This is a genomic window from Pseudomonas sp. MWU13-2517 (genome assembly GCF_023242545.1).
Lineage (GTDB): Bacteria > Pseudomonadota > Gammaproteobacteria > Pseudomonadales > Pseudomonadaceae > Aquipseudomonas.
Map to the genome: position 1 here is coordinate 39,961 of NZ_JALMFA010000001.1, position 24,849 is coordinate 64,809.

A 24,849-nucleotide genomic window follows, 5' to 3' on the forward strand; every position below is an offset into this window, starting at 1 on the left:
AGTGTCTGGTGCGCCTGCATCGACGCCTGCGTGTGATCGCAACTCAATGATCACTGTCAGGGCAGGTAGCGCTGGGCAACCGCAGACTGGCGGATGTGCTGAAGCAGGCCCTGACGCGCGGTCTGCAGGCCATCCCAGCGTTCGGCTTCGTGCAGCGGCGGAATAGTCACCGCTTCACGCCGATCGAAACCGACCAGTGCGGCATCCACCAGATCATCCACCTCCATGATTTCGTTCAGGGTGTTGATGTCAATGCCGGAGCGATCCCAGATCTCTGTGCGGGTTGCGGCGGGCAGAACGGCCTGCACGTACACACCCAGCGGCGAAAGCTCCAGGCTCAGGCCTTGGGAAAGGAATAGCACAAACGCCTTGGTCGCACCGTAGACCGACATGCCGAACTCCGGCGCCAGGCCGACCACCGAACCGATGTTGATGATCGCGCCTTCGCCCGCCTTGGCCAGGCGCGGGGCGATGGCGCTGGCCAGCCGCACCAGCGCGGTGGTGTTGAGAGCGACCAGTTGCGCAACGCTGTCGGTGCTCTGGTCGACAAAGCTGCCGGACAAGGCTGCGCCGGCGTTGTTGACGAGGATACCGATACGGACGTCGTCGCGCAGGCGGGTTTCTACGGTGGCCAGATCGCCAAGTTGGGTCAGGTCCGCCGGGATGACATCGATGTTGACCTTGTGTTCGTTGCGCAACCGGGCGGCGAGTGCGTCCAGGCGGACCTGGTCCCGAGCGACCAATACCAGGTCATGGCCGCGTTGCGCGAAACGTGCGGCGTAAACGGCGCCAATGCCGGTAGAGGCACCAGTGATCAAAACAGTGGGGCGATTGCTCATGGGTTCATCTCTCTTGCGGGAAGTGGGGAACAAAAAGCGCGATCAATGACTGCCCAGCCTGCGCTGGCGCTCGATTCAGCGGCGTCGGTTGTTCGATGCGTGCTGATGGAGGTCCTTGTTGCGTGTTTTTATGATGATGATCGAAATCTAAGCTGTCAACGGTTTTGATTATGACCAACATCAATGTATCATTGGCCGCCTGAACTCCAGCGAACGCGAGGTACTACACGTGAGAGTGACCAAGGCCCAGGCCCAGGCCAATCGAGAGCACATCGTTGAAACGGCTTCCGAGATGTTCCGTGAACGCGGCTTTGACGGCGTCGGCGTCGCGGACCTCATGGCCGCTGCGGGCTTCACCCACGGAGGCTTCTACAAGCATTTCGGCTCCAAGGCCGACCTGATGGCCGAAGCCTCGGCCTGCAGTCTGTCCAAATCGATGGTGGGGGCTGATTCGCTGGATGTTCCAGGCTTCATCAACGTTTATGTGACGCGAGAACATCGGGACAGGCGTAGCAACGGTTGCACCCTGGCCGCGTTAGGGGGCGACGCGGCGCGTCAATCGGACGATCTGAGAACGACCTTCGCCGAAGGGATCGAACAGCTCGTGCGCACGCTGGGGGAGAAATACCCGACGGGGCCGGACACCGCGGCGGACGAGGGCAGAAAGCAAATGATCGACCTGCTGTCCCGAGCGGTAGGCGCGATTGTTTTGTCGCGTGCTTGCCCGGACGATTCGGCGCTGGCTGACGAGATTCTTGAGGTGTGCCGGGCCGAGATGCTGGCTTCGTTACCGGGTGATGAGGTTGTCAGTGACAGTGTCGGCCCTTGATTGATTGGTGTGGGCCAGTGGAGCGTCTTTTTCGCCTGGATTGGTTAAACGACTGATACACAGTGGATACTCGAAAAACAGTTAATGAGAATCAGTGCCAAACAAGAATTATTGATATAAGATCCGCCGAATTCTTGCCAGGCTCACTTTCTCGTCGACTCGTCCACAAGGTCCAGCATCCATGCGTCGTACCCTGATTTCCCTCTGTGTGCTTCAAGCATTCTCCCCACTGGCGTGGGCGGAGGGGACCCCCACTGAAAATACCAGCCTCGAATTGCAGGCGACCACGATCACCGGCGAAATGGACAATGAGACGGCCCAAGGGCCGGTCAAGGGCTACCGTGCCACGCGCTCGGCCAGCGCGACGCGCACCGACACCTCGATTCATGAAACCCCTCAGTCCATCAGCGTCGTTCCCAAAGACGTGGTCGAGGACATTGGTGCGACTCGATTGCAGGAGGCCCTGGACTATGCGGGTGGCGTTGGCCGGGCCAACAACTTCGGCGGGCAAGGGCTGACCAGCTTCACGGTACGAGGCTTTACCACCGCCGAGTTCTATCGCAACGGTTTTCCGATCAATCGGGGCTACCCGAGCATGCCGGACGCCAACGGTATCGAGCGTCTTGAAGTGCTGCGCGGACCGGCCACCATGCTCTATGGCCGGGGTGATCCCGGCGGTACCTTCAATGTGGTCTCCAAGCAGCCACTGGCCGAGCGCACGGTCACGCTGGGCAGCCAATTGGATGATCAGGGCATGAAACGCGGCACGCTCGATGCGTCCGGCCCGCTGGATGAACAAGGCCGCCTGGCCTATCGGCTGAACGTGGTGGGTGAGGGCGGTGATACCTTCCGGGACCATGTCTCAACCGAACGCTACGGCGTGACACCGGTGCTGACCTGGCAGGCCACCGATGACACCAAGGTGATCTTCGAAGGCGACTTCATGCGTAACAATCACCCGCTGGATCGTGGCCTGACCCGTTTCGCCAACCAGCGTGGTACGCCGTCACGCGACACCTTCTGGGGTGAAAAATATGCCGGTGACCTGCACAACGACAACAACATGGCCCAGTTGCGTTTCGAGCACCTGCTCAACGACAACTGGACCCTGGCCGGTGGCTTCCAGTGGCTTGACGGTACGATGAAAGGCAATGGCGTTGAGGCGAACGACCCGACGAGCCTGAATGCCGACGGGCGTACCCTGCAGCGCAACTTCAACTACCGCAAGCTGGAATGGACCGACAAGGACTACCAGCTCAACCTGACCGGGCACTTCTCCACTGGGGGCCTGGAGCACACGCTGCTCACCGGAATTGAGTATGAAGACTACGATTACAAGTCAATCATCCAGCGTTCCAGCGCTGCGGCGGGGACATTCCCGATCGATATCTTCAACCCGGTCTATGGTCAGCCACGGCCGGCCCTGACCCGTACGCCGACCCACGATAAAGAAAACCTCAAGACTTACGCAGCCTTCGTGCAGGACCAGGTGGCGCTGACCGAGCGTCTGAAGCTGCTGGCGGGCGCGCGCTTCGAGCGCTTCGAACACGAATACGAATCCTACGTACCGAATGTCAAAAGCTGGAACGCCGCCGACAACGCGGTTACCCCACGGGTCGGCGTCATGTATGACCTCACCGACACCGTCGCGATCTACGCTGATGCCGCGCGCTCGTTCAAGCCCAACACGGGCGCGAGTCGCCAAGGCGGCGGGTTTGATCCGGAGGAGGGCAAGTCCTATGAGATGGGCGTGAAGTGGGAAGCGCTTGACCAGCAGTTGAGCGTCGACGCGGCGGTCTACCAGATCGACAAGAAAAATGTTCAAGGCGTCGACCCCGTTGACTCAGCCTTCAATGTCGCGACGGGGCAGGTGCGCAGTCGCGGCTTCGATCTGAACGTGGCCGGCAACCTGACGCCCGAGTGGCGGGTGATCGGCGGCTACGCCTATGTGGATGCCGAAGTGACCAAGGACACGACCGTTCGCACCGGTACGCGCCTGGCAAATATCCCGCGCAACAGCTTCAGCCTGCTTAACGTTTATGAGTTCCAGGACGGCGCACTTAAAGGGTTGGGCCTGGGCGCCGGGGGCAAATACGTGGCCGAGCGTGCCGGCCAGACTGCCAACAACACGTTCTCGATGGGGTCTTACACGGTCGTCGACCTGCTGGGTTACTACAAGGTCAATGAAAAGGTCAGGCTCAATCTTGACGTGAAGAACCTGTTCAATCGTGAGTACGAAGAAGGCTCGTTCCTGAACTTCTATGCCTATCCTGGTGAACCGCGTACGGTCCAGGTGGGGATTTCCTACACCCTGTAATCACTGGCCAATAGAACACGGCGTGCAATGCGCCGTCTCGGTCAGCGGTTGCCTCGTTGGGTAGCAAATCGATTGTTACGACGCCAGGAGCATGCCCCCTCCTGGCGCATTCCGTGTGCTATTTGGTAGCACATTGTCTTAACCGCACTCAGCGCTCTTGCCGGATCGTTGCGTTTATTCGCGCCGAATCAAAGAGTTACCTTCCTCAAAGATAGATGGCACGCATTCTGCTTTTGTGTATCCGTGGATAATTGGATACAAAAAACCAAAGGTGCAGCCCATGCAGTTTGCCCCCGCTTACGTTGATCGCCAGCCCCTGACTGCCGAGGAGGAGGCCTACAACTTTCTGCTCGAAGCCATTTGTAACGGACGTTACCGCAAGGGTGACCGGCTGATCGCCGAAGATATTGCCAGTGAGATCGGCATGAGCCGCATGCCGGTGCGCGAGGCGTTCCGGCGCCTGGATGCCCAGGGCCTCGTCACCCTGCGGCCCAACCGTGGCGCTGTTGTCAGCGGTCTGGATATCGATGAGCTGCATGAGGTGTTCGAGATGCGCAGCGCCCTGGAAGGGTTGGCGGTGCGCGTCGCGGTCGGCCATATCGGCGAGCGTCAACTGGCGGCGCTGGAACGCCTGCTGGACGAAATGGACGACTACCGCGACGAGAGCGCTGCCTGGGTCAGTCGCCACCGTGCGTTTCATGAATACCTGTGCAGCCTCAGCGGCCGACCGCGTTTGCTGAAGCAGATTTCGGCGCTGTACTCGCTGGTCGAGGCGCCCATGCGCTTGTGGTTGCAGCACGGTGAAAAACCTCTCAGCGCGCGCCAGGAGCATGCAGTGATCCTTGAAGCGATTCGCGCCGGTGACGCTGCCCGTGCCGAAGCCGTGGTGCGTGAGCACATCGAAGGCACGGTGCCGGCGCTGATTCAATTCCTGCAATCCGAAAAACAATAAAAAAGCTGTCGTGTTTTGACTTTGTGTCCTGCCCCGTTATTCAACGAACTGGAGTGTCTGGTCATGCATAAACGCCGTGTCTTGCTGGTGGCTTTCTCCCTCAGTCTTTTCAGCCAATGGGTGTTTGCCGCGCCCCAGGTGCCGGAACGTCTGCTCAAAGTCGACAAGCTCACTTACTGTTCGGGGATGGACTCGCCGCCCCTGGTGTCTTTCGATGAAACCCAGAAACCGCGGGGGCTGACCATCGATCTGGGCCTGGAAATCGCCAAGCGCCTGGGCAACAAGCAGGTGCAGTGGAAGGTGATTCCGTTCTCGGGGCTGGTGCCGGCACTGCTTGCGCAGCAATGCGACATGATCGTCGACCAACTGTTCGACAAGCCCGAACGGCGCCAGGTGATCGACATCGTCAACTACATGTATTCCAGCCAGTCGGTGGTGGTGCCAAAAGGCAACCCCAAGGGCATCAAGACCCTGGATGACCTGTCGGGGCACAAAGTCGCTGTGCTCAATGGCTCCACCATCAAGACCCTGCTGGATACCCAGAACGACAGCCTGACCAAAGCCGGCAAGCCGCCGATGAAACTGGTGGTCTACAACACCGATACCGATGCTTTCCAGGCCCTGCGCATCAACCAGGTCGACGCCTACGGCACCACCGTGGAAACCGCCGGTTATTACGCGGCAATGGCCCCGGACCTGTTCCAGGAGGGCGTGCCGGCGTTCAGCCGGATTCTCACCGGCCTGGGCATACGCAAGGATGACCCGCAACTGACGGCCGCCGTGCAACAGGTGATCAGCGACATGCGCAGCGACGGTAGCTACGTGCAGTTGCTGGACAAATGGCATGTCAGCAGCGACACACTCGACTGAGGCATACCTGCGATGAATTTCAATTGGAGTGTGTTCTGGCAGTACCTGCTGCAGCCCAGCGGCGTGTACCTGACCGGGCTCTGGCTGACCTGCCTGATCGCGGTGTCGGCGATGCTGCTGGGCTGTTTGCTGGGGTTGGGGGCGGCGTTGCTGCGGCTGTCGAAGAACCCGTTGCTGCATCTGCCGGTGCGTTTGTATGTGTGGCTGATGCGCGGCACGCCGCTGCTGGTGCAGATCGTGTTTCTGTACACGGCAATGGCGGCGGGAGGGATTTTCCGTTTCGAGGATATCGACCTGTTCGGCCTGGTGATCCCGGGAAATATTCAGGCCGCAATCATAGCCCTGGGCCTGAACGAAGGCGCGTATATGGCCGAGATCATCCGGGCCGGTATCGGCGCGGTGGACAAGGGCCAGTACGAGGCCGGGCGCTCCCTGGGCATGGGCTTTGCCAAACTGATGCGGCGCATCGTGCTGCCTCAGGCGTTCCGGGTGATCGTGCCGCCGCTGGGCAATGAATTCAACGTGATGCTCAAGAACACCACGTTGGTCAGTGTCATCGGCGTACAGGAGTTGCTGCTCAGTACGCAGATGGTCACTTCAGCGACTTTCCGTGTCTTCGAGCTGTACCTGGTGGTGGCGATCTATTTCCTGATGCTCACCACCCTGTGGGGGTTTTTCCAGCGTTGGCTGGAGGCGCGTTTCGGCCAATCCGACCGGCCCAGCGCGCCGCCGCCGGCATCCAGCCGGATGTTCGGGCGTAGCACCTTGAAATTGCTGAGGGGACGTTAAGCATGGCGCACCAAAGTGAAGAACTGATCATCGAAGCGCTGGACGTTCACAAGTCGTTCGGCGAGCTGCAGATTCTCAAGGGCATTACCCTGCAAGTGCGGCGCGGCGAAGTGGTGGTGCTGATTGGCGCGTCGGGCTCGGGCAAGACCACCTTTATCCGCTGCATCAACCTGCTGGAAGACATCCAGGGCGGGCGCATCCGCGTCAACGGCCGCCCCATGGGCTATCGCGAGCGCAGTGACGGCAGCCTGGTGCGCGATTCGGAGCGCAACATCGCCCGGCTGCGCCGCGATATCGGCATGGTGTTCCAGCGCTTCAATCTGTTCCCCCATATGACCGCCCTGGAAAACATCATCGAGGCGCCGATCCAAGTGCTCGGCACACCGCGTGCCGAGGCGCTGGAGCAGGCACGTGGTCTGCTGGCGAGGGTCGGCCTGGCGGACAAGGCCGGCCATTACCCGTCGATGCTTTCCGGCGGCCAGCAGCAACGGGTTGCGATTGCCCGCGCCCTTGCCATGAAACCCCAAGCCATGCTGTTCGACGAACCCACCAGCGCCCTGGACCCGGAAACCGTCGGCGAAGTGCTGCAGGTGATGAAAGAGCTGGCCGAGGAGGGCATGACCATGGTGATAGTCACCCATGAAATGGGCTTTGCCCGTGAAGTGGCCGATCGGGTGGTGGTGCTCGACCAGGGCGAACTCATCGAGCAGGGCCCCCCGGAACAGATTTTCAGCCGCCCCAACCATCCTCGTACCCGAGCCTTTCTCAGTCGCGTGTTATGAGCATTGTGAGGAAAACCCTGGCGTGCGCACCGACCGGCTGGAAACGATCCGGCGCGTGATGAGCCAGGGAATGGACCTGCATCCAATCCGTCCAATGAATCCAAGCGTCTTTCAAGAGCCTTTGCCATGTTGAAATTTTCTGCTCACGAATACCCTTATCCATCGCAACGCCAGAGTGTTTTTGCCCATCGCGGCATGGTCGCGGCGTCGCAACCCTTAGCCGCCCAGGCGGGCATCGAGGTCATGCAAAAGGGCGGCAATGCCATCGACGCCGCTATCGCCACGGCGGCGGCCCTCACTGTGGTGGAACCTACCGGCTGCGGGCTGGGCGGCGACGCTTTTGCGTTGGTGTGGTGCAAGGGCCAGTTGCATGGCCTGAATGGCAACGGTCAGGCACCGGCCGCCCTGAGCATTGAGGCGGTCAAGGCGGCAGGCCATGAGCAGATGCCGCTGTACGGCTGGACTCCGGTCACCGTACCTGGCTGCCCGTCAGCCTGGGCGGAACTGTCGCAACGTTTCGGCAAGTTGCCTTTTGCCGAACTGCTGCAGCCTGCCATCAGCCTGGCGCGAGACGGCTTTCCAGTCTCGCCGGTGGTCGCCCATCAGTGGCAGCTCGCCCTGAACGAATTCACTCGCCATCGGGACGCCGCGATGGACGCCTGGTTCGACACGTTCCTGATCGACGGGCGCGCGCCGCTGGCCGGCCAGCTTTACCGCAACCCGGCCCAGGCTCGTACCCTGGAAGAACTGGCCGCAACCCGCTGCGAGAGCTTGTATCGCGGCGCCCTGGCCGAACGACTGGACGCTCACTCCCGCGCCGGCGGCGGTTACCTGCGTGCCGGCGACCTCAAGGATTACCGTGCGCAGTGGGTGGAGCCGATCCACATCAATTACCGGGGGGTCGACGTCTGGGAAATCCCCCCGAGCGGCCAGGGGCTGGTGGCGTTGATGGCCTTGAAGATCCTTGAAGGCTTCACCTTCGATCACCGTGACAGCCAGCAGACCTGGCATCGTCAGCTTGAGGCGATGAAGGCTGCCTACAGCGACGGCTTGCACCACATCACCGACCCCTTGCATATGCGCGTGGCGGTGGCCGACCTGCTGAGCGATGCCTACAGCAGCCGTCGCCGCGACCAGATCGGCGAACACGCGCAATTGCCCAAACCCGGCGACCCCCATGCCAGTGGCACGGTGTACCTGGCCACCGCGGACGCCGAGGGCAATATGGTCTCGTTCATCCAGAGCAACTACCACGGCTTCGGCTCCGGGGTGGTGCTGCCCGACAGCGGCATCGCCCTGCAAAATCGTGGGCAGGAATTCAGCCTCGATCCGGCTCACGCCAACTGCCTGGCACCCGGCAAGAAGACCTTTCATACCATCATTCCCGGCTTTCTCACCAAAGACGGCCAGGCCCTCGGGCCGTTCGGTGTGATGGGGGGCTACATGCAGCCCCAAGGCCATGTGCAGATGGTGATGAACCTGGTGGACTTCGGCCTCAATCCCCAAGCCGCACTGGATGCACCGCGTTGGCAATGGTTGGGCGGCATGAAGGTCGGGATAGAGCAGGGCGCCTCCCGCGACCTGGCCAACGCGCTGATACGTCGTGGCCATGAAGTACAGATTGCCAGCGACCTGACCGACTACGGTCGCGGGCAAATCATTCTGCGCGACCCCGTCAGCGGCGTGCTGTGCGGAGGTACGGAGCCGAGGGCGGATTCGCATATCGCGGTGTGGTGAGTAAAACCTGGCGTGTTCGTTGAACGCTGATGGGCACGTCAGGGATGCAGGGGATGGTGGGTCGTTACGGGTGATCAGGCTCGCTCGCGAAATCCTCGGCGATGGAGAAGCGCGTAAGAATGTACTTCAAACGCTTGGAGCCAGAGCCTCCTGGGTGGCGAGTTGTACTCGATCGCGGCCACCGAATTTGGCGCCGTACATAGCGCCGTCCACCCGCCGAATAAAATCATCGAAGGACTCCTGCGCAACCCACGTCGCAACACCAAAGCTGCAAGTGACTTGCCCGGCGTCATCAAACGGCAGGGCATTTATCAGCACGCGCAGCTTTTCCGCCAACGCCCTTGCATCGTTCAATTGGCTATCCGGGCATATCAGTGCAAATTCTTCTCCTCCCGTTCGGCACAGCAGGTCGGTTTTACGTGTTGCCGCACTGATCCGGGCGCATAAAAGCTGCAGGACTTTATCACCGCACAAATGCCCCTTGCGGTCGTTGATGAGCTTGAAGTGATCGATGTCGAACATTATCAGCGATAACGGCCGGCCCTGAGTGTTTGCCTCAACGATCAGGCGCTCCATTGACGCTTCGAAGTAACGTCGGTTGTACGCACCGGTGAGGTGATCGGTGATATTCATGGTCTGCAATTCTTGCGTGCGCTGCGCAACCAGCGACAGTGCCCGAGTGCGTTGTGTGATCAGCAAGAACACCATTGCGGTCATCAACAGCGTCAACACGGCTCCGAATACAATGATCAGGCTGCGGGAAAATACGTGGCTATTGGCGGCCGAAAAGGCCGGGCCGGGGCGAAATTGCATGACGTAGGTATTGTCGGCGACGTTGAGCAGTCGCCGTTCGTACAATGTTGAAGAGGCTGCTGGAACTGAGCTTTGATAAATATACTCATCGGGCGGCGCGTCAGTTGTCGAGAGCGTCACGTTCAGTCGTAGCATGCTTGCCAATGGGATATTTTGCTCCATCAGGAACGCCAGGCGTACGGTGGAAACAACGTACCCCTCCAGGCCGTCGTCACTATTGGGGGTCGTAGAGGCCGGGGGAAATACGGGGGCAACAAAGAACACGCCGGACTGACCGTTGGACATTTTCAGCGGGTCTGACACGACCATTTGATGGCTCTCGCGCGCCTTCGTGAACAGCGCCTCGCGACTCGGGCTGGCCATGACATCCATGCCTGGGGTGATCGTTACATCATCCAGAGACAGCAGGTAGAGCAATATCCAGTGTTCGGCGCGTTCAGTGAGGGGGCGCTTCTCGCCAGTGAGAGGGTTGACTTCATGATAGGAAAAGTCGGACGTTCCATTAAGCAGCGCCGCGGCGCGAAAGGAATCCAGATCCTTCTGAAGAATCCTTCTGACCCAGCCATAAGTTTCGCCTTCCTCAACCAGCGGCGTGACGAACCCCATAAACTCTTTTTCAGTCACGTCATCGGCATTGATGAAGAACCGCTTTACCGTGTCCAGTTTCAAGTCTTGCACACTGAACCGGCGCTGTACGCGACTGAATCGCTCGTCAACCTCGAGTTTGAATGCAACGCTGGCTGTCGCTTGCTCGGTCCTTATATAGAAGGTCAGCACCAAGACTGTAACGGCTATTCCGGTGAGGCAGATCAGGGCGCACAGGATCATATCGGAGACCTTGAAAGCACCCAAATGAGAACGCATCTTCTTTGTTGTTCCTTGAACGTCGACGATAGAGCATGAGAAACGGCAATGCCTTATCTATCGGCACCTGCTCGGATTACTTAATCATCCGTGCGCTATGGGTCGTTGTGTTCGCCGCTGAACATCCACGCGCCTGGTTGCGTCAAGGCATCAGGTAAAAGCGCTCAAGCGTGTTTTCGCTCGAAATTGGCTCTCAGCAGTTTCGTGCTCAAATCTTCCCAATGCTCGACAAAAGCGGCTCGCGCGGTCTCGAAATCCCGACTGCGCAGGCACGCTATCAAGTGCTCATGGTCGGCGATGATTTGCTTGGGGTCCTCATAGCAGGGCTGTTGCAGCACCAAAAGGAGTTCAATCTCGCTCTCGAGCATGGCGTAGCTGCGCTGCAAACGTGCGCTGCCACTGGCGCGAATGATTGCACGGTGGAAATCACCATCGGCGGTGACAATGTCTGAACGAGGGGCGTCGGGGGCTGCATTGCGCAGTTTTTCCACGGCGTTCAGCGCGTCAACGGGAACTGCGCCATTGAGAATAATCATGCGCACCGCCTCGGTTTCCAGTACGCCACGCAATCGAGCGATATCGACAATGTCATCCGGCCCGAACTCGGGTATGCAGAAGCCGCGATTGGGCACCTTCAACAACAAGCCGAATGACACCAGCAATTGCGCCGCACTGCGAAACGTATTGCGTGCCACCCCGTACTCTTCCGCCATCTTGATGTCCCGCAGGAACTCGCCTGGCTCAAAGTCACCGTTCAGGATCCTGGCTTTGAGCTTTACAGACAAGGCCTCGACCGCCGAGAGCTTTGTTGGGTTCGTATCAGGGATTGCGCTGGGAAAAATCATGTTAATCACGACCAGGGTAGGGGCTCGACAACGCGCGCGATTTTGATGTGCCCGGATCACTGCGCACCTGCAATGCTGCGGGATTCCATAAGCGTTGCGCAATAATTTTAAGCGCATCACGAAGCTATCGAGCACCGAGCAGCGGCTCATCAACCCGGCCCTTCGGCTTAATGCCAGTCAGCTAAGCGTAAGTGCTGTCTGTAGGAGCGAGCTTGCTCGCGAAGAACGTCAACGATAACGCGTGTTGCCTGAATGAACGCGGCGCCTGTGAGTTTTTCGCGAGCAAGCTCGCTTCTACAAAAAGCCTTTAGCCTTTCGGCCCGCATTATGGGGTAAAAACCTAGATTTCATAAATTGTTCTACAGAGAAAATATAGGCATGAATATGGTTTTTAATTTTTAACCTTATAAATCAAATATCTATATGCATATCACACAGCAAAAGCCGAACTTTTTTAAAAAACAGCTTTCAATCACAAAAATTGTAGCACAATATCTGCTCATCGACAGCGAGCACTACGTGGCTTGCCCAGGCCAGGAGTGCAACGATGAGCCTTATTCAACAATCCCCATTCGGTGTAGAACTTGCAGCATTGCAAGGCGATTTGGCGACCTCGTTCACCCCCGTATCCCTGGAGGAAGGTGCTCGAATTCTGCTCGAGCAATTTGGGATCGAAGCCGATCTGACGCGTTTTGCGACGGAAAAAGACGATACTTTCCGGTGTGACAGCGCAAGCGGCACATCCTACGTGCTCAAGATCGCTAACCCCCAGGAAGCACCGGTAGAGCTTTCCCTGCAAATCGAAGTCATGCGCCACATTGGGCGCAAGGCGCCGCATTTGCCGATCCCCAGGGTGCATCAAGCGTTGGGCGGCGAGTACCTGGCTCAAATCGAAACGACTCAAGGCGAGCTCAGGCACGTGCGGCTGATGAGCTTTTTGCCCGGTACGCCCTTGGACAAAACAAGCGTGAAAGCGCAGGGGCGCGAACACATTGGCGAACTGCTCGCCCGGTTGAGGCTGGCCACCGCCGACTTTTCTCATCCGGGGGAGTCGCGCAAGGTCTGCTGGGACGTTCAGAACCTGGGAATGCTTGAACCGTTGATGAGCTGCGTGGGCAAGCCTGGGCGTCGCCAGTTGCTGGAGAGGGCGCTTGAACGTTTTTTCGAGATCGAGCATTTGATCGCCGGCTGTCGAAAGCAGGTCCTGCATAACGACTTCAATACCTCAAACATCGTGGTAGACGCAGAGCATCCGCAGTTTGTCAGCGGCGTCATCGATTTCGGCGACACCGTCAAAACGGCCATCGCCATTGATGTGTCCACGGCCATGATGAACCAATTGGGCGCGGTTGAAGATGACAACAACGTCGACATTTTCGCCCCGGCGAAAGACCTCCTGAGAGGGTATTTGCGTGTCGCCGACCTGACCGCTGACGAGCTTTCGCTTATCCCGCACCTGGCGATGGCACGCCTGATCACCAGGGCGCTGATTACGACTTGGCGGTCGCAGCTCTTCCCGCATAACAGCGCCTATATCCTGAGGAACGCCGCTCCAGGATGGCGACAGCTTGACTGGATGCTGAATCGATCACCGTCACATATGTCTTCGCTTCTGATGTCCTTCGCCGAATAACCCATCCTTGCTAGAGGGGATCCAAAATGAGCAACTCAAAAATCGAAGCGGTGCGCGGTGACATGCCCAACGGCTTCAACCCGGCCAATACCGACCATCTGGACACCTCCGCCCGCGAGCATATTCAGCGCCGAACCAATCTTCTGGCTCCTGGCTATCGTCTCTTCTATAACGAGCCGGTGGGCGTTGTTCGAGCCAAGGGGGCGTACCTGTACGACAAGGACGGCATCGAATATCTGGATGCCTATAACAATGTGGTGTCGGTGGGGCATTGCCACCCGCGCGTCGTGGCCGCGATCACCGAACAAATGAATACCCTGTGCAGCCACACCCGGTATATGCAGGACGGGATTCTTGATTATGCCGAACAATTGCGCGCCACCACTGACGGTGAGATGGCGGCTGACGGCCAGATGATGTTCACCTGCAGCGGTTCGGAAGCGAACGACCTGGCCATCCGCATTGCACGTCACCACACCGGTAACACCGGCGTTATCGTGACGTCCGAGGCTTATCACGGTAACTCGGCCACCGTGGCTGCCTTTTCACCCTCGCTGGGTGTCAACGCCAAGCTCGATCCCTATGTTCGCCGGGTGCCGGCACCCGACTCCTACCGCATTCCGCGCGAGGCGCTGGGGCGCTATATGGCCGACCAGGTGGCGGCGCAGATCAAGGATATCCAGCGCCATGGCGGCGGCGTGGCGGCGTTCATTGCGGACTGCCTGTTTTCGTCCGACGGGCTGTTCTGTGATCCGGTCGATGTGTTCGGACCGATTGCCGAGGTGGTGCGCCAGGCCGGAGGCCTATTCATTGCCGATGAGGTGCAGTCGGGCTTTGGCCGCAGCGGCACGCATTTCTGGGGACATCAGCGCCATGGGGTAGCGCCGGACATCATTACCATGGGCAAACCCATGGGTAACGGCTACCCGGTTGCGGGGCTGATGGTGCGGCCGGAAGTCGTCGCAAGTTTTGGGCGTGACATGCGCTATTTCAACACCTTCGGCGGCAACAGTGTGGCGATCGCCGCCGCGCAGGCCACCCTCGATGTGATCCAGGAAGAGCAGCTCATGCTCAATGCCAATCGCGTGGGCGGCCTGATCATGGCAGGCCTTAATGACTTGGCTAGACGTTACGAGCAGATTGGCGACGTACGCGGAACAGGTATGTATTTCGCCGTCGAACTGGTGACCGACAAGGCCCGCAAGACTCCCGACATGAAAAGCGCCCTGAGCGTGGTCAACCACTTGCGTGAAAAACGCGTACTCATCTCAGCCACGGGACCTGATGCGAGCATTCTGAAAATTCGCCCGCCATTGATATGGACCGCAAAGGAAGCGGGGCGGTTGCTTGATGCGCTGGAGAGCGCGTTTGACGCCCTGTAGGGCACACCTGAACCGACGCATTATCACCTCAATATCCCATCAGGACCGCACTCATGAGCTTTCTTCGCCCCAAGTACATCACCTTCGACTGCTATGGCACGTTGACCAACTTCAAGACCGCCGCCCTGACTCGCGAGCTGTTTGCCGATCGCGTGCCGGCTGAGCGAATGGAGCAATTCATCAAGGACTACGCCGCCTACCGCCTGGACCAGGTGATGGGCGACTGGCTGCCTTATGACCAGATCCTCAAGACTGCACTGGCACGCACCTGCAAGCGCTGGGGTATCGAATATCGCGAAGAAGGCCAGACTTATTACGACGCCGTGCCGACCTGGGGGCCACACCCTGACGTGCCGGCGGGTCTCGCGAAAATCGCCGACAAGATTCCCCTGGTGATCTTTTCCAATGCCATGGACGAGCAGATCATGTCCAACGTCGACAAGCTCGGTGCGCCGTTCCACAAAGTCTTCACCGCCCAACAGGCCCAAGCCTACAAACCCCGCCTGGCGGCATTCGAATTCATGCTCGACAGCCTCGGCTGCGGGCCGGAAGACGTATTGCACGTGTCATCAAGTTTCCGCTACGACCTGATGTCGGCACACGACATGAAGATCAAGCACAAAGCTTTCGTCGCTCGCGGGCATGAACAGCCTGCCAACGCCGCCTTCGGCTACCACCAGATCCCGGATATCGGCGGCCTGCCAGGGTTGGTCGGGCTCTGAGGGCGGGGAAGGGGTCGATAGGGCAAAGGAAGGGCAGTGGGTATGTGTGACTGAATTCCGAGTGGGCCTTTTGGCGTGCATTCCTTGCAGAGGGTCTTATCATCGCCTTACACCCACTCTCGCTACAGGCACTCCATGGACAAGCGAATCGATCCCACCTTAGGCAAGTCAATCTACGAGACGGCAACCGCGTACATGGCGACACTGGCCGTTATCGGGTCTTTTACGATGACGTTCGCCGGCATCGCCAAAGCCGTCATCTCTCCAGCGGTAGCACTCACGATTGTCGCCGTCGTGGTTGCTCTCGCTTTTCTGCGTGGCGCTGAGTACCGGCGTCGAGTCGACGAGTTCCTGAAGCGCGCAGACCTCATGACGCTTATCGAAATCTGCGCGAAAGCATGGCCTTTCTGGCTGTCGACGATGTTTCTGATTGGCGTCGGGCTGGGGATCATCTCAATGATGCAGTACGACACATGGAAGCATGTCATGTCGGTTGGCGGCCTTGTGGTGCTTGGGGGGCAATACCTTGTGGACCAGGTGTTCAAGTTCTGATTTGGCTGCGTTCTGATGCGGCTTGTGCGAGAGGGAAATAGCTTTCGTCACAAGCCGTTTTGTCATCTGCAGTCTGTACGAGCAGTGGTAGCGAAGGAGATGGCCCGTTGGGAGATAGAACGTCAAAAGCAGATTTATCGAATCAGCGGATAGGCACCTTACGAACATATCTGACATAACACGTGATTTAACTTATGGCCGGTGTGATACGTTCATAAGAATTGCAAGCCATTGATAGATAGGAAGACCTCGTGCTTATAACGAGCTAGAAGTTCACGAAAGTGTGTTCATAAGTAATCCGTCCTCTGAGCTAAACCCAAGAGCAAAGAGGGCGTTAATAACACCTTTGAGCACCTCGTAGTTTCTTGGCCGCAGCCTGTATCAATCCCCTTTAATCGGTGATCCGGCGAGCAGTCAACGCCTTCTCCGTAGCTATCGCTGGATCAGCTTGGGCCGAAACACAACCTCTCTCTCATGCGGCGGCCAGCAGACCGCTCTTTATCGCGCAATTCTTGATGGTGTTGTAGAGAAAATCGACAATCTCTTGCGCTTCTTCGGCGGTTTTGTTGAAGACTGCAATCAGCATCTTTTCCACGTCCTCGGCAACATAGCCAACGGCTTGCAAAACGATGGCGGCCTGCTTCCACGCGAGTTTGAAGGTGTCTCTGAGGACCCTACCGATTTGCTCGATCCCTTCAATTCCTTTCAAGATGCCTTGGTAGACATATTCCAACCATTTCTTCGTGTCCTGGAACAATCCGACAAAGAACTGTTTGATCTTGTCCAGCAGGATGCCCGGCAGGTTGCCCAGCGGACCGACGTTGATATCCAGGTCAAAGGCAGCGATGTCATGAGTACTGCTGGCCACTGTGAAGCTGAACGAGGCGTTGGCAAATATTTCCTGTTTTGTGCAGCCAAAATCCAGGGCAGCATTAATGGTGTCGTCTATGGTTAGCGTACCGAGCGGTCCCAGATCGATGGACTGGTCGATGCCGACGCTGGCCGAACCCTGTGCGTTGATTGAATCAATACCGTTGATATCGGCCTGGAGGTTGAAGGTCGAACCGCCGAAAGTGGTGTCCTTGATTTCGAAATGACAACGGTCGGTCTGGATATCGATATCGATTTGCGGGCCGATCCCCAACAGATAAGCCTCGCCTGAGATCCGGAACGCGGGAACTCGATAGTGCGGCTCCGGGTTGTTGGCGTCCGAGAAGGTACACAGCAACACACTAGGGCCACCCAAGCCCTGGGCGCCGGTAAGCTTGAACAGTTTGTCATTGCCGATGACGATTGGCGCCATCTCGACATTGAAGCCGATGCCCTTGTTAGGCATGACCTCAACCTTGATCTGTTCTCGGATCAACAGGAACTGGATGTCGGAAAAGATGTGGAAACCCTGTGGGAACGTCAATGTGGCGATGCTGACTTGCTGAGGTACAACATACAGTTGCGCTTCGAGCGACACTGAGATCTGCTGTCCGTTACGCTGCATTTCATAGTGGTACATCATGGAAAGATCGAGCAGATACCATTCCTGGTCCGGGGTGTTCACGATCAGTTGGATCTGGCCGCTATCGGTGGGCAGGTTGATCCCGCCGGCGGCGAACATCTCGCGGATTTTGGCCAGGTCGTAGTGGTTCAGTGCATCATGGTAAGCCTGCCAGTCACTGTCGAAGCTGTGCAATCCGCCCACGGCTATCCGGGTTAGTACATCGCGCAGAAAACCGGGCAGGTCCGAGGCAACGGCGCCGGTCAGCTCGTCGAATACCTTGGCCAGGCTCAGGTTGCTGATGGCGCCGGCGACCATGGATTGACTAGGTTGCACGGTATCGATGAACACCGCCAAGGAGCTGTCGATGTCGGCGATATCCAGTTCGGCGGCAAATCCGATCGAGGGTTCACCTTCGAAGGAAATGCCAAGCTCGAATGCCAATGCCTTCAGCTTGAATACCGAAAAGTCGATGGTGCTTTTACCGCCTTCCACCACCATGTCGCCCGATACGAATGCTCCGTTTTCCACCACTGCCAAGCTGACATCAAAGCGCACCGATTGCGACTCGATGGTGGTGCGAGCGGTGGCGGTCAAATAGAACTCAACCTCTTCAGCCTGCATCTGCACGCCCAAGGCGCCGCTCAGCATCACCGACTGATTGATTACCGTGCTGATATTAGCGAAGAGCCGTGCGTTGGTGCCGGCATCGGTACCGATAAAGACTCCGGCATCCAGGCTTGTGTCTTGCGAAATGGACAGCATTTTGGCCAGATTCTGCAGGATCTTGTTTTGATTCAATTGAGTTTGTGCGTAAAAGTAGAAACCTTTTTGCAGTCCGCCCGACCAGGCTGGAATAGTGATTTGCTTCGATTTGATCTGCGGATTTTGGAACAGGTCCAGCGCAGGGAAGGTGAAATCGGACTTCTTCAGCGTGGAAATGATCACCACCTGCTCGCCGGAGATAGGAAAGATATCCAGGAATGCCTGGATAGACGAAAGTCCGGGTAGCGCCGACAGTTTGCACAGGGACAGGTCCAGGCCCAGGGCGAAGCCCCAGGTACCCTGTTGGTCCAAGAGCTCGAAGGCCAGTGAGCCGGCGTTTGCGACCTGGGTCCCGAACGAGAGCTTGAATTGGTCTTCGGTCTTGGTGATCAACAGGGTCGAGTCGGTGAACGGCAAGTCGCCGAGCCCGCTGGGCAGTATGTCTTCGGCGTTGCATAACCAGCCGATCAGTCCGTTCAACGTGACTTGGGGGAGGGCACCACGCAACGCCAGCCCCTGAGTGGGGTCATAGGACATGGCCAGCGTCAGGCTTTCATCGAAGACCAGCCCGCCGGCAAACTGAGCCGAGGTCTTGCCGCTTGATCCGGTCCCCTTCGACAAGCCGAATTGAATGTCCTCGATGGTCAAACTGTGCGGCCCCAGTGGAATCACCCACCCAGGGGATTTGGCCATCTCGGTATAGAAGTTGTAGCCGGCCTGGGCATCGATGTTGACTGACAACTTGTCGATGGTCAGGTCCGTCGGAGGCTGGATCGCCGGCAGGTACTGCGTGACCAGCGCCTGCAGCGGCAGTGTCACCGAATCTTCCAGTTCGCCGGCAATAAAGAAGTCCGGATAACCGGCACTAACGTGAACCTGGGCGGCTTTGCCGATCAGGAACGATGCATCTATCGAAGCGCCAGGTGCTGGAGTGGCAAAGGGCGTGGTGACATAGAACTCGACGGATATGGATTCGAGCAAAAACTCATCGTCCAACAGTTTCCACTGGGCGTCCGGGATACCAACGGTCAAGTAGACGTAGTCGGTGCTAAGGCCGGTGGCCGACCCCGTCAGTGCGATCGCAGCATCCAGCAACTGCATTTTGCCGGCGTCATGCAGGGCGTCTTGCAGCGACTTGGGCAGGTAGTCGATCAACGTCGCGATGCCCGCCAAGTCCAGCAGGTCTGCCAGATTGTTCAAGCTGAAACCGCTGAATTCTCCGGTGATGACCAGCTTGCGAGTGCCCTTGGGAATCTTCGATGACAGCTCGATGGTCAGACCGGCACTGGGTATGGTCAACGCGCCACTGATCGCCATGAATGGCTCGTAGCTGGGGTTGGCCGTCCACCATTGCGCGCTCAATGGGCTGTAGATAGAGAAGATCGTCTGGGTAAGCGCAAGCTTGTCGGAAATGGATAGTTCCAGTCCAAGATCGGTGAACAGGCTGATGCCCGGTGGCGATTTGTGTTCTATCCATGGGAAATTGTTGACGCTGTCGCGCAGCGGAGGCACCTGCACGGTGGGTTCGATAATGTTGCCACCGATCGCGAAGCTATCGTGGACGTCCAGCAGACTCTCCAACGCCAGCAGTATGCCTTTGAGTTCAACGATGCCGGCAAAGCCTAACCCCGCGTCCAACGACACCGGCACTGTGCTGGTGCCCAAATCGATATCAACAGCAATGGCATCGGTCAGTGCATAGAACCACGCCGAGGTCAGTGCGAGGTCATCCAACGCCGAAGTCTGCGGATCGGTCACGCTGGAACTGAAGTCGAAGCTGACCGGCAAATCCGGGAAGCTGTCGGAGAATTTCCAGTTTTGTCCCGCGCCAATCAAGGTGAACATCAGCCGGACGCTGACGTCGCCGCTTTGCGGATCGAGCACAAAGGTGGCCGTCACCGGGGCGTTATCCACTCGGCGAAAAAGCGAGGCGGTGCCGACCCGCTGCACCGTATTGCCGCCGTCGTCGGGACCAGGGCTCGCATTGGAAATTGTCAGTGGTTGATTGTCGAAAATGCTCCCGTAAAAGCTGGCGAATTTCGCCGTGCTCACCGTGTCGGCCACGATGGTTGTCTTCCCGTCATGTCCTATCTTGAGGTTCTCGCGAAGCGTTTGGATATCCATGGCCATTTCTTCATCAGAGAGCGAAGTTCGCTGCGGTTATTCTTCGAGAGTCATTACGATAGGCATGTGGTCGCTGATGATCTTGGCATTCTTCATTGCCAGTTGCAGTTGCATGCGGGTGACAGTCATGAAGGTGAAGCTGTACATGATTTCCTGGAGGATGACGTTGGGAACACAGACCTTGAGCTCCCAATTGGAGGTGATGCCACGGATGAATATGTTGTCGTAGGCGCTTGCCAGGAAGGCGTCGTCAACATCGCCTTGCTGTATCATTTTTTCGCGATTGGCGATGTCATTGACGAACGACTTCAAGGAGGTAAGGGTGGTTTTTTCACCATCGAATACGCCGGAGAACTTCAGGTTGGTCAGAGGCGCATAGGTAGCCGCTTTGGCAGTGTCGTAGTTGAAGTCGCCAGAGATCAAAAAGGTCGCGTTGCCGTTGTTGATCTCGATCTCGGTGGTCAGATCTGCTAGCAGCTTGATGGTCGCATCTTTCTTGTGATACTTGGGTTGTGGGGCGTGCCAGAGCAGGCAGTTGAGCTCCTTGGGTTTGCCAGCGGTTCTGGCCTGCATGTTCCAGAACAGTGGATTTCGGTCAGCGAAGATCACCTTGGTGCTGGCGGCGACGGCCATATTGCTGACGCTGATGTTTGCGTCGTCCCAAAGCAACGCATACTTGTCGGCGCGCCGGGCGAAAGTATGGGCCACTTCAATATTTCGCTGCGACACGTCGTACTTCCACTTACTGCCTGAGCCTACAAGCTTCTTGCGATCGTTGATGGCCTGGGCCAGTACTTGCACGGCCTGTTCGCCTGTGCCCAGCGTTACTTCCATGACACCGATGACACTGGCCTGCATCTCGTCAATCAGCACGGCTATCCAGGCCGCAACGTTGACGTTGCGAAAGACGTCCTTGGCGCACTTCTTCGATGACAGGCTTTCGATATTCCATGACATGTAATCGGCGATTTCGGGCATGGGCGTCCACTCCATGTGATGGCGATTACGGTATCCCGGCGGTGCCTGCGCAGGCACCGCCGGAACATCGCTCAGTAGGCGGTGACGCTGGCGGTGCCTGTCAGCAGGATCTGATTGCCTACGCCCGTGATGTTCAGATTCTGCGGCGACACCTTAAGGGTAATGCCTTCGAAGTTGCCGCTTAGATCAGGGATTTGCAGCAGGCTCTGAGTCAACTGTCCCTGGATCGTTTCCTGAATCTGACCTTCGACTACATCATTGAGGATGGCCAGGGTGATGGCGGAAATTACACCGCCGCCCAACGTCGCCATCCACGCCCAGAAATTGGATGGGGTGATGCTGACCGAGGGGCGGGAAACATTGCCTCCGCTTATACGGATGTTGCGTTGTGCATCCACCACCACTTGCAGCGTCGCGGTGACCGGACTGATGGAGATATCCCAGTCTGCCGGGCCCAAGCTGTACTCACCGCTCAGATTGAGCGTCAGCGTCAGATTGCCGTTATTGACCGAAGCGCTGTAACTGTTCAGGTGTACGACAGCACCGCTGGCCGAGTAGGTCTTTTGTACTGTGCTCCACCACAGATTGGCGACAACCTGCTGGATCAGCGGTTCGGTGAGTACCAGGTTGAAGCCGCCATCCGCCGGGGGCTGCTTCTGGCTGATCGCGACCGGCGAGCTCAGTCCGCCTGCCGCATAGGCATTCCCGCCTTCGATCAGCAGGGCGTATCCGGCAAAAGTGATACCGTTGATGGGCCCCAACGGTATGGAGATAGCGGATATCAGGCTGTCCACCTTGCTGGCGATATCACTCTTCTTGGCGTTCAGGACCCCGAGCACGAATGGATCGTTTGTGACAAAGCTGATATCGGTAACCGACAAACGCACCACACCGTTGCCATTTATCGTTGCCCGTGCGCTGGCATTGGCGCCAACCGTGCTACTGGTGGGATCCTGGCCGGTCACTGTCACCGTCAGGTCCACTGGCATGCTGACCAGGAAGGTCTGGCCGCTACCGCTGGCGGCTAAAGCGAATTTCGGTGGTGCTGACACGCTCCAGGTCAAGCTGGCGTTTATTTCGGGGATGCTTGTGGTGTCGCCCAGCTTTGGCCCTACAGTGGGAAAAATGGATTCGCTGGCATTGTTCAACAGCGATTGCGAAAGACCCGCGATGAAGTCGGTGGACATGGTCGAGACTCCTTGTCGATCAGATATTGGCCAAGGCCTTGCGGGCCTCTTGGGTGGCGATCTGCGACAGGCTGGCGAGCAGATCGGGATTGGAGATCTCGCTGTTGAGCGCGTCGATGATCTTCTTCTGGTTGGCGTCCTCATTGAGCAACTGGTTGATGGTGGCCTTGAAGACCGTGTCCAGGTCGACGACGATCGTCAGGTTGCCGTTACCGATGACCGGATTGATTGATAACGAGCTGAAGTTGACGACTGTTGTATCGAGCTGTCCATCCACCGCCTCGGTAGCACTGAAGACACCGGTCAAATCATCGACATGGTTGATGGTCAGGCTGATGGTGCCAGGCGGCATGTCGCTGTGGTCCAGCGTGACATGCAGCTCGCCATTGGCCAGAATCTGGTTGGGTACGGTGGCGGGCCGTTGATACCCGTCCTGCGTGTTGGGCTGTTTGGCATGGAAGGTCACCGTGCTGCCGTCGACGACGATCTCGGGGTTGGTTCCACTATCGAACTTCACCTGGCTGTTGCTCAACCCGCGAATATTCAGTTTCTTGATAACGATGTCGATTGGAACCCCTTCGAGCGAGAACGAGCCCAGATCCACTGCGGCGATGGTACGTGGGTCCAGGGCACTACCGTCCGCGTTGTAGAGAATCTTGGACAGGTAGAAGTCGGAAGAGGGCGTCAATAGCATGTTTTCCAGCAGTTGGACGAGTTGACTGTCAGACATGGTGTTCCCCTAGCTGTTGAGTTGGTTGAGGATGGCTTTACGCGCGATTTGGCTGAACTCTTCGGACAGTTGCGGCGCCTGAGCGCTGAGCGCGTTGTTCAACGCGTTGGCAATCTGCGACTGGACTTCGGGTTTCTGGAACAATCTGCCGATGATCTGTTCAAGTGCGGCGTCGTGAGGCGTCAGAGTCACCGACACACCTATCTGGGCGCTGTCCAGACGTGCGCTGATATCGCTGATCGTGAGCGTCAAGTCATTCACGTCGGCGCCTGATGGGGTGATCGTCAGGGCGCTCTGCAAGTTGACCAGGGTCGCGGTCAGGGTGCCCACCAGTGGGACGGGCTTGATGCCTTGCTGGGTCAGCGAGAACCCGGCGTTCACTTTAAGCGGCGGCGCCGGCGGAACAGGCTGCCTTACCGGCGGACCTGGCCGATCGAGCTGACGCACCGGCCCTTGCGCCAGCCCGCCGAAATTGAGCGTGGCGGCGATCCGCGGTGTGCTGAGCGTGACCGCCGCCAGCGGGGCTTGAGCGTTTGAACCGCCCGTGAGCGTCAGGTTAGTCAACTGAATGTTGGTGTACTTCAGGCCCCCGAGCGTCTGATCGGGTACATTGACCTGAGGGTTGGAATAAGGCTCCAGCACCGGATCCGACGAGGACGCAAGCTGCCACGGGAGATACCAGTTACTGTCCGCTTCGTTCAACGCCACGCGCATGCGATCGAACAGGAACAGGTCCACGGGTGAGGCCGCGTCCTGGCCACTGTCGTCACCGGGCATGCCCTGGGCAGGGAGTGGTCCGAACACACTGGACATGAGGCTCTCGGTCTGTGTGCCGAGCATGTTGTTGACGCTTTGCAGGTTGGAGGGCGAATTCAACATGTTGCTTAACGTGCCGACCATTGCTGCCTGGCCTTCGGGATCGTTGAGCGCGTCCTTGATCGTTTCAATTAACTGATCTTTGCCCGTAAAGTCGCCATCCAGAGTGAGCTGTGTGAAGTTCAGTTTCACCGGACCGCCCTGCACGCCGGTAACTTGCAGTTCGCTCACCGCGATGGCCAGCGAACGCATTGCGGCGCTGCCTTCGATGGTCAAGCTGGCCTGCGCGTTCAACATGCTTTCGCTGAACACGACACTGAATGCACCGGTGCCGATGATGTCAGTGGTCGAGGTGTTGGGAGCGTCCCCGATCAGGAGGGACTGGTCGATGTGATAGTTGCCGGACATCGTAAGCTGCGGCAAGTCTTTCTGCCCTGAGGAGGCGTTATAGTAATTGAACAGCAATGGCAGGCTGATGGAGTAGCCTTGGCCCGTGAGTGTGGAGGCCGACGGATTGACGAAGATGTTTTGCAAGCCGTCCACCTGTATTGCTGACAGGCTCAGGTGCGGATACTGCTTGTTAGGATCGGGCACGCAATCTTGCTGGTTCACGATGGACCAATTCTCGGCAAACTGCTCGGCGATATAGCTGCCGTTGTCGCCGGTCAGATAGCCCAGATCCTGCTGGTCGGCATGCAGCGGCAGCACCAGATGGCCATCGCTCCCCTTCATCTGCGCCAGTTGCCTGGGCAGCCACAACTTGGCATTGGCCGGGTCGTTGAGGCACGGTTGCAGGGTGTCGAGAAAAAAGCTCATCAAAGTGCTCATAGG

General features: G+C 58.0%; 19 protein-coding genes. 11 read left to right on the plus strand and 8 right to left on the minus strand.

The features are described from left to right. Positions 1 to 56: 56 nt before the first annotated feature. Positions 57 to 839: an SDR family oxidoreductase gene (locus M5B97_RS00145; protein WP_248730334.1), complete on the minus strand. Its 783-nt coding sequence runs from the start codon at positions 837 to 839 to the stop codon at positions 57 to 59. 229 nt (positions 840 to 1,068) lie between these two features. Between M5B97_RS00145 and M5B97_RS00150 the strand changes: the two genes are divergently transcribed. From M5B97_RS00150 to M5B97_RS00180, 7 genes are all read left to right on the plus strand, one after another. Next, positions 1,069 to 1,668, plus strand: coding sequence for a TetR family transcriptional regulator (locus M5B97_RS00150; protein WP_248730335.1), 600 nt, complete (start codon positions 1,069 to 1,071; stop codon positions 1,666 to 1,668). Positions 1,669 to 1,849: 181 nt separating this feature from the next. Next, positions 1,850 to 3,985, plus strand: coding sequence for a TonB-dependent receptor (locus tag M5B97_RS00155; RefSeq protein WP_248730336.1), 2,136 nt, complete (start codon positions 1,850 to 1,852; stop codon positions 3,983 to 3,985). A gap of 280 nt (positions 3,986 to 4,265) precedes the next feature. Then, a complete protein-coding gene (locus M5B97_RS00160) occupies positions 4,266 to 4,937 on the plus strand; it encodes a GntR family transcriptional regulator (RefSeq protein ID WP_134657218.1) in 672 nt (223 codons plus the stop codon). 63 nt (positions 4,938 to 5,000) lie between these two features. Then, positions 5,001 to 5,807 carry an ABC transporter substrate-binding protein gene (locus M5B97_RS00165; protein ID WP_248730337.1) on the plus strand — a complete coding sequence of 269 codons (807 nt, stop codon included), beginning with the start codon at positions 5,001 to 5,003 and terminating at the stop codon, positions 5,805 to 5,807. A 12-nt stretch (positions 5,808 to 5,819) separates the two neighbouring features. Further along, positions 5,820 to 6,596: an amino acid ABC transporter permease gene (locus M5B97_RS00170; RefSeq protein ID WP_248730338.1), complete on the plus strand. Its 777-nt coding sequence runs from the start codon at positions 5,820 to 5,822 to the stop codon at positions 6,594 to 6,596. 2 nt (positions 6,597 to 6,598) lie between these two features. Beyond that, complete coding sequence (locus M5B97_RS00175; RefSeq protein ID WP_248730339.1) at positions 6,599 to 7,378, plus strand: amino acid ABC transporter ATP-binding protein; 780 nt, start codon at positions 6,599 to 6,601, stop codon at positions 7,376 to 7,378. A 126-nt stretch (positions 7,379 to 7,504) separates the two neighbouring features. Next, positions 7,505 to 9,115: a gamma-glutamyltransferase family protein gene (locus tag M5B97_RS00180; protein WP_248730340.1), complete on the plus strand. Its 1,611-nt coding sequence runs from the start codon at positions 7,505 to 7,507 to the stop codon at positions 9,113 to 9,115. A gap of 126 nt (positions 9,116 to 9,241) precedes the next feature. Here the strand turns inward: M5B97_RS00180 and M5B97_RS00185 are convergent, their stop codons facing one another. Both M5B97_RS00185 and M5B97_RS00190 read right to left on the minus strand, forming a co-directional pair. Further along, entirely contained in the window at positions 9,242 to 10,792 is a 1,551-nt protein-coding gene (locus tag M5B97_RS00185) for a diguanylate cyclase (RefSeq protein WP_248730341.1), read from the minus strand. Positions 10,793 to 10,956: 164 nt separating this feature from the next. Then, positions 10,957 to 11,637: a GntR family transcriptional regulator gene (locus tag M5B97_RS00190; RefSeq protein ID WP_349292525.1), complete on the minus strand. Its 681-nt coding sequence runs from the start codon at positions 11,635 to 11,637 to the stop codon at positions 10,957 to 10,959. A gap of 547 nt (positions 11,638 to 12,184) precedes the next feature. Between M5B97_RS00190 and M5B97_RS00195 the strand changes: the two genes are divergently transcribed. The 4 genes from M5B97_RS00195 to M5B97_RS00210 all read left to right on the plus strand — a co-directional run bounded on the left by M5B97_RS00195 (position 12,185) and on the right by M5B97_RS00210 (position 15,926). After that, on the plus strand, positions 12,185 to 13,270 hold the full coding sequence (locus tag M5B97_RS00195) for a phosphotransferase (protein ID WP_248730343.1): 1,086 nt from the start codon (positions 12,185 to 12,187) through the stop codon (positions 13,268 to 13,270). Positions 13,271 to 13,296: 26 nt separating this feature from the next. Beyond that, entirely contained in the window at positions 13,297 to 14,652 is a 1,356-nt protein-coding gene (locus M5B97_RS00200) for an aspartate aminotransferase family protein (RefSeq protein WP_248730344.1), read from the plus strand. Positions 14,653 to 14,705: 53 nt separating this feature from the next. Then, on the plus strand, positions 14,706 to 15,374 hold the full coding sequence (locus M5B97_RS00205; protein ID WP_248730345.1) for a haloacid dehalogenase type II: 669 nt from the start codon (positions 14,706 to 14,708) through the stop codon (positions 15,372 to 15,374). Positions 15,375 to 15,509: 135 nt separating this feature from the next. Then, on the plus strand, positions 15,510 to 15,926 hold the full coding sequence (locus tag M5B97_RS00210) for a hypothetical protein (RefSeq protein ID WP_248730346.1): 417 nt from the start codon (positions 15,510 to 15,512) through the stop codon (positions 15,924 to 15,926). Positions 15,927 to 16,398: 472 nt separating this feature from the next. Here M5B97_RS00210 and M5B97_RS00215 read toward each other — a convergent pair whose 3' ends face one another. The 5 genes from M5B97_RS00215 to M5B97_RS00235 all read right to left on the minus strand — a co-directional run bounded on the left by M5B97_RS00215 (position 16,399) and on the right by M5B97_RS00235 (position 24,846). Beyond that, positions 16,399 to 20,307, minus strand: a complete 3,909-nt coding sequence (locus M5B97_RS00215) for a hypothetical protein (RefSeq protein ID WP_248730347.1) — start codon at positions 20,305 to 20,307, stop codon at positions 16,399 to 16,401. A 36-nt stretch (positions 20,308 to 20,343) separates the two neighbouring features. Then, complete coding sequence (locus M5B97_RS00220; RefSeq protein ID WP_134657230.1) at positions 20,344 to 21,285, minus strand: hypothetical protein; 942 nt, start codon at positions 21,283 to 21,285, stop codon at positions 20,344 to 20,346. Between the two features lie 71 nt (positions 21,286 to 21,356). Beyond that, a complete protein-coding gene (locus M5B97_RS00225) occupies positions 21,357 to 22,472 on the minus strand; it encodes a hypothetical protein (protein WP_103494125.1) in 1,116 nt (371 codons plus the stop codon). Between the two features lie 19 nt (positions 22,473 to 22,491). Then, on the minus strand, positions 22,492 to 23,202 hold the full coding sequence (locus tag M5B97_RS00230) for a hypothetical protein (protein WP_103494126.1): 711 nt from the start codon (positions 23,200 to 23,202) through the stop codon (positions 22,492 to 22,494). 9 nt (positions 23,203 to 23,211) lie between these two features. Next, positions 23,212 to 24,846 carry a hypothetical protein gene (locus M5B97_RS00235; protein ID WP_248730348.1) on the minus strand — a complete coding sequence of 545 codons (1,635 nt, stop codon included), beginning with the start codon at positions 24,844 to 24,846 and terminating at the stop codon, positions 23,212 to 23,214. Positions 24,847 to 24,849: the final 3 nt, after the last annotated feature.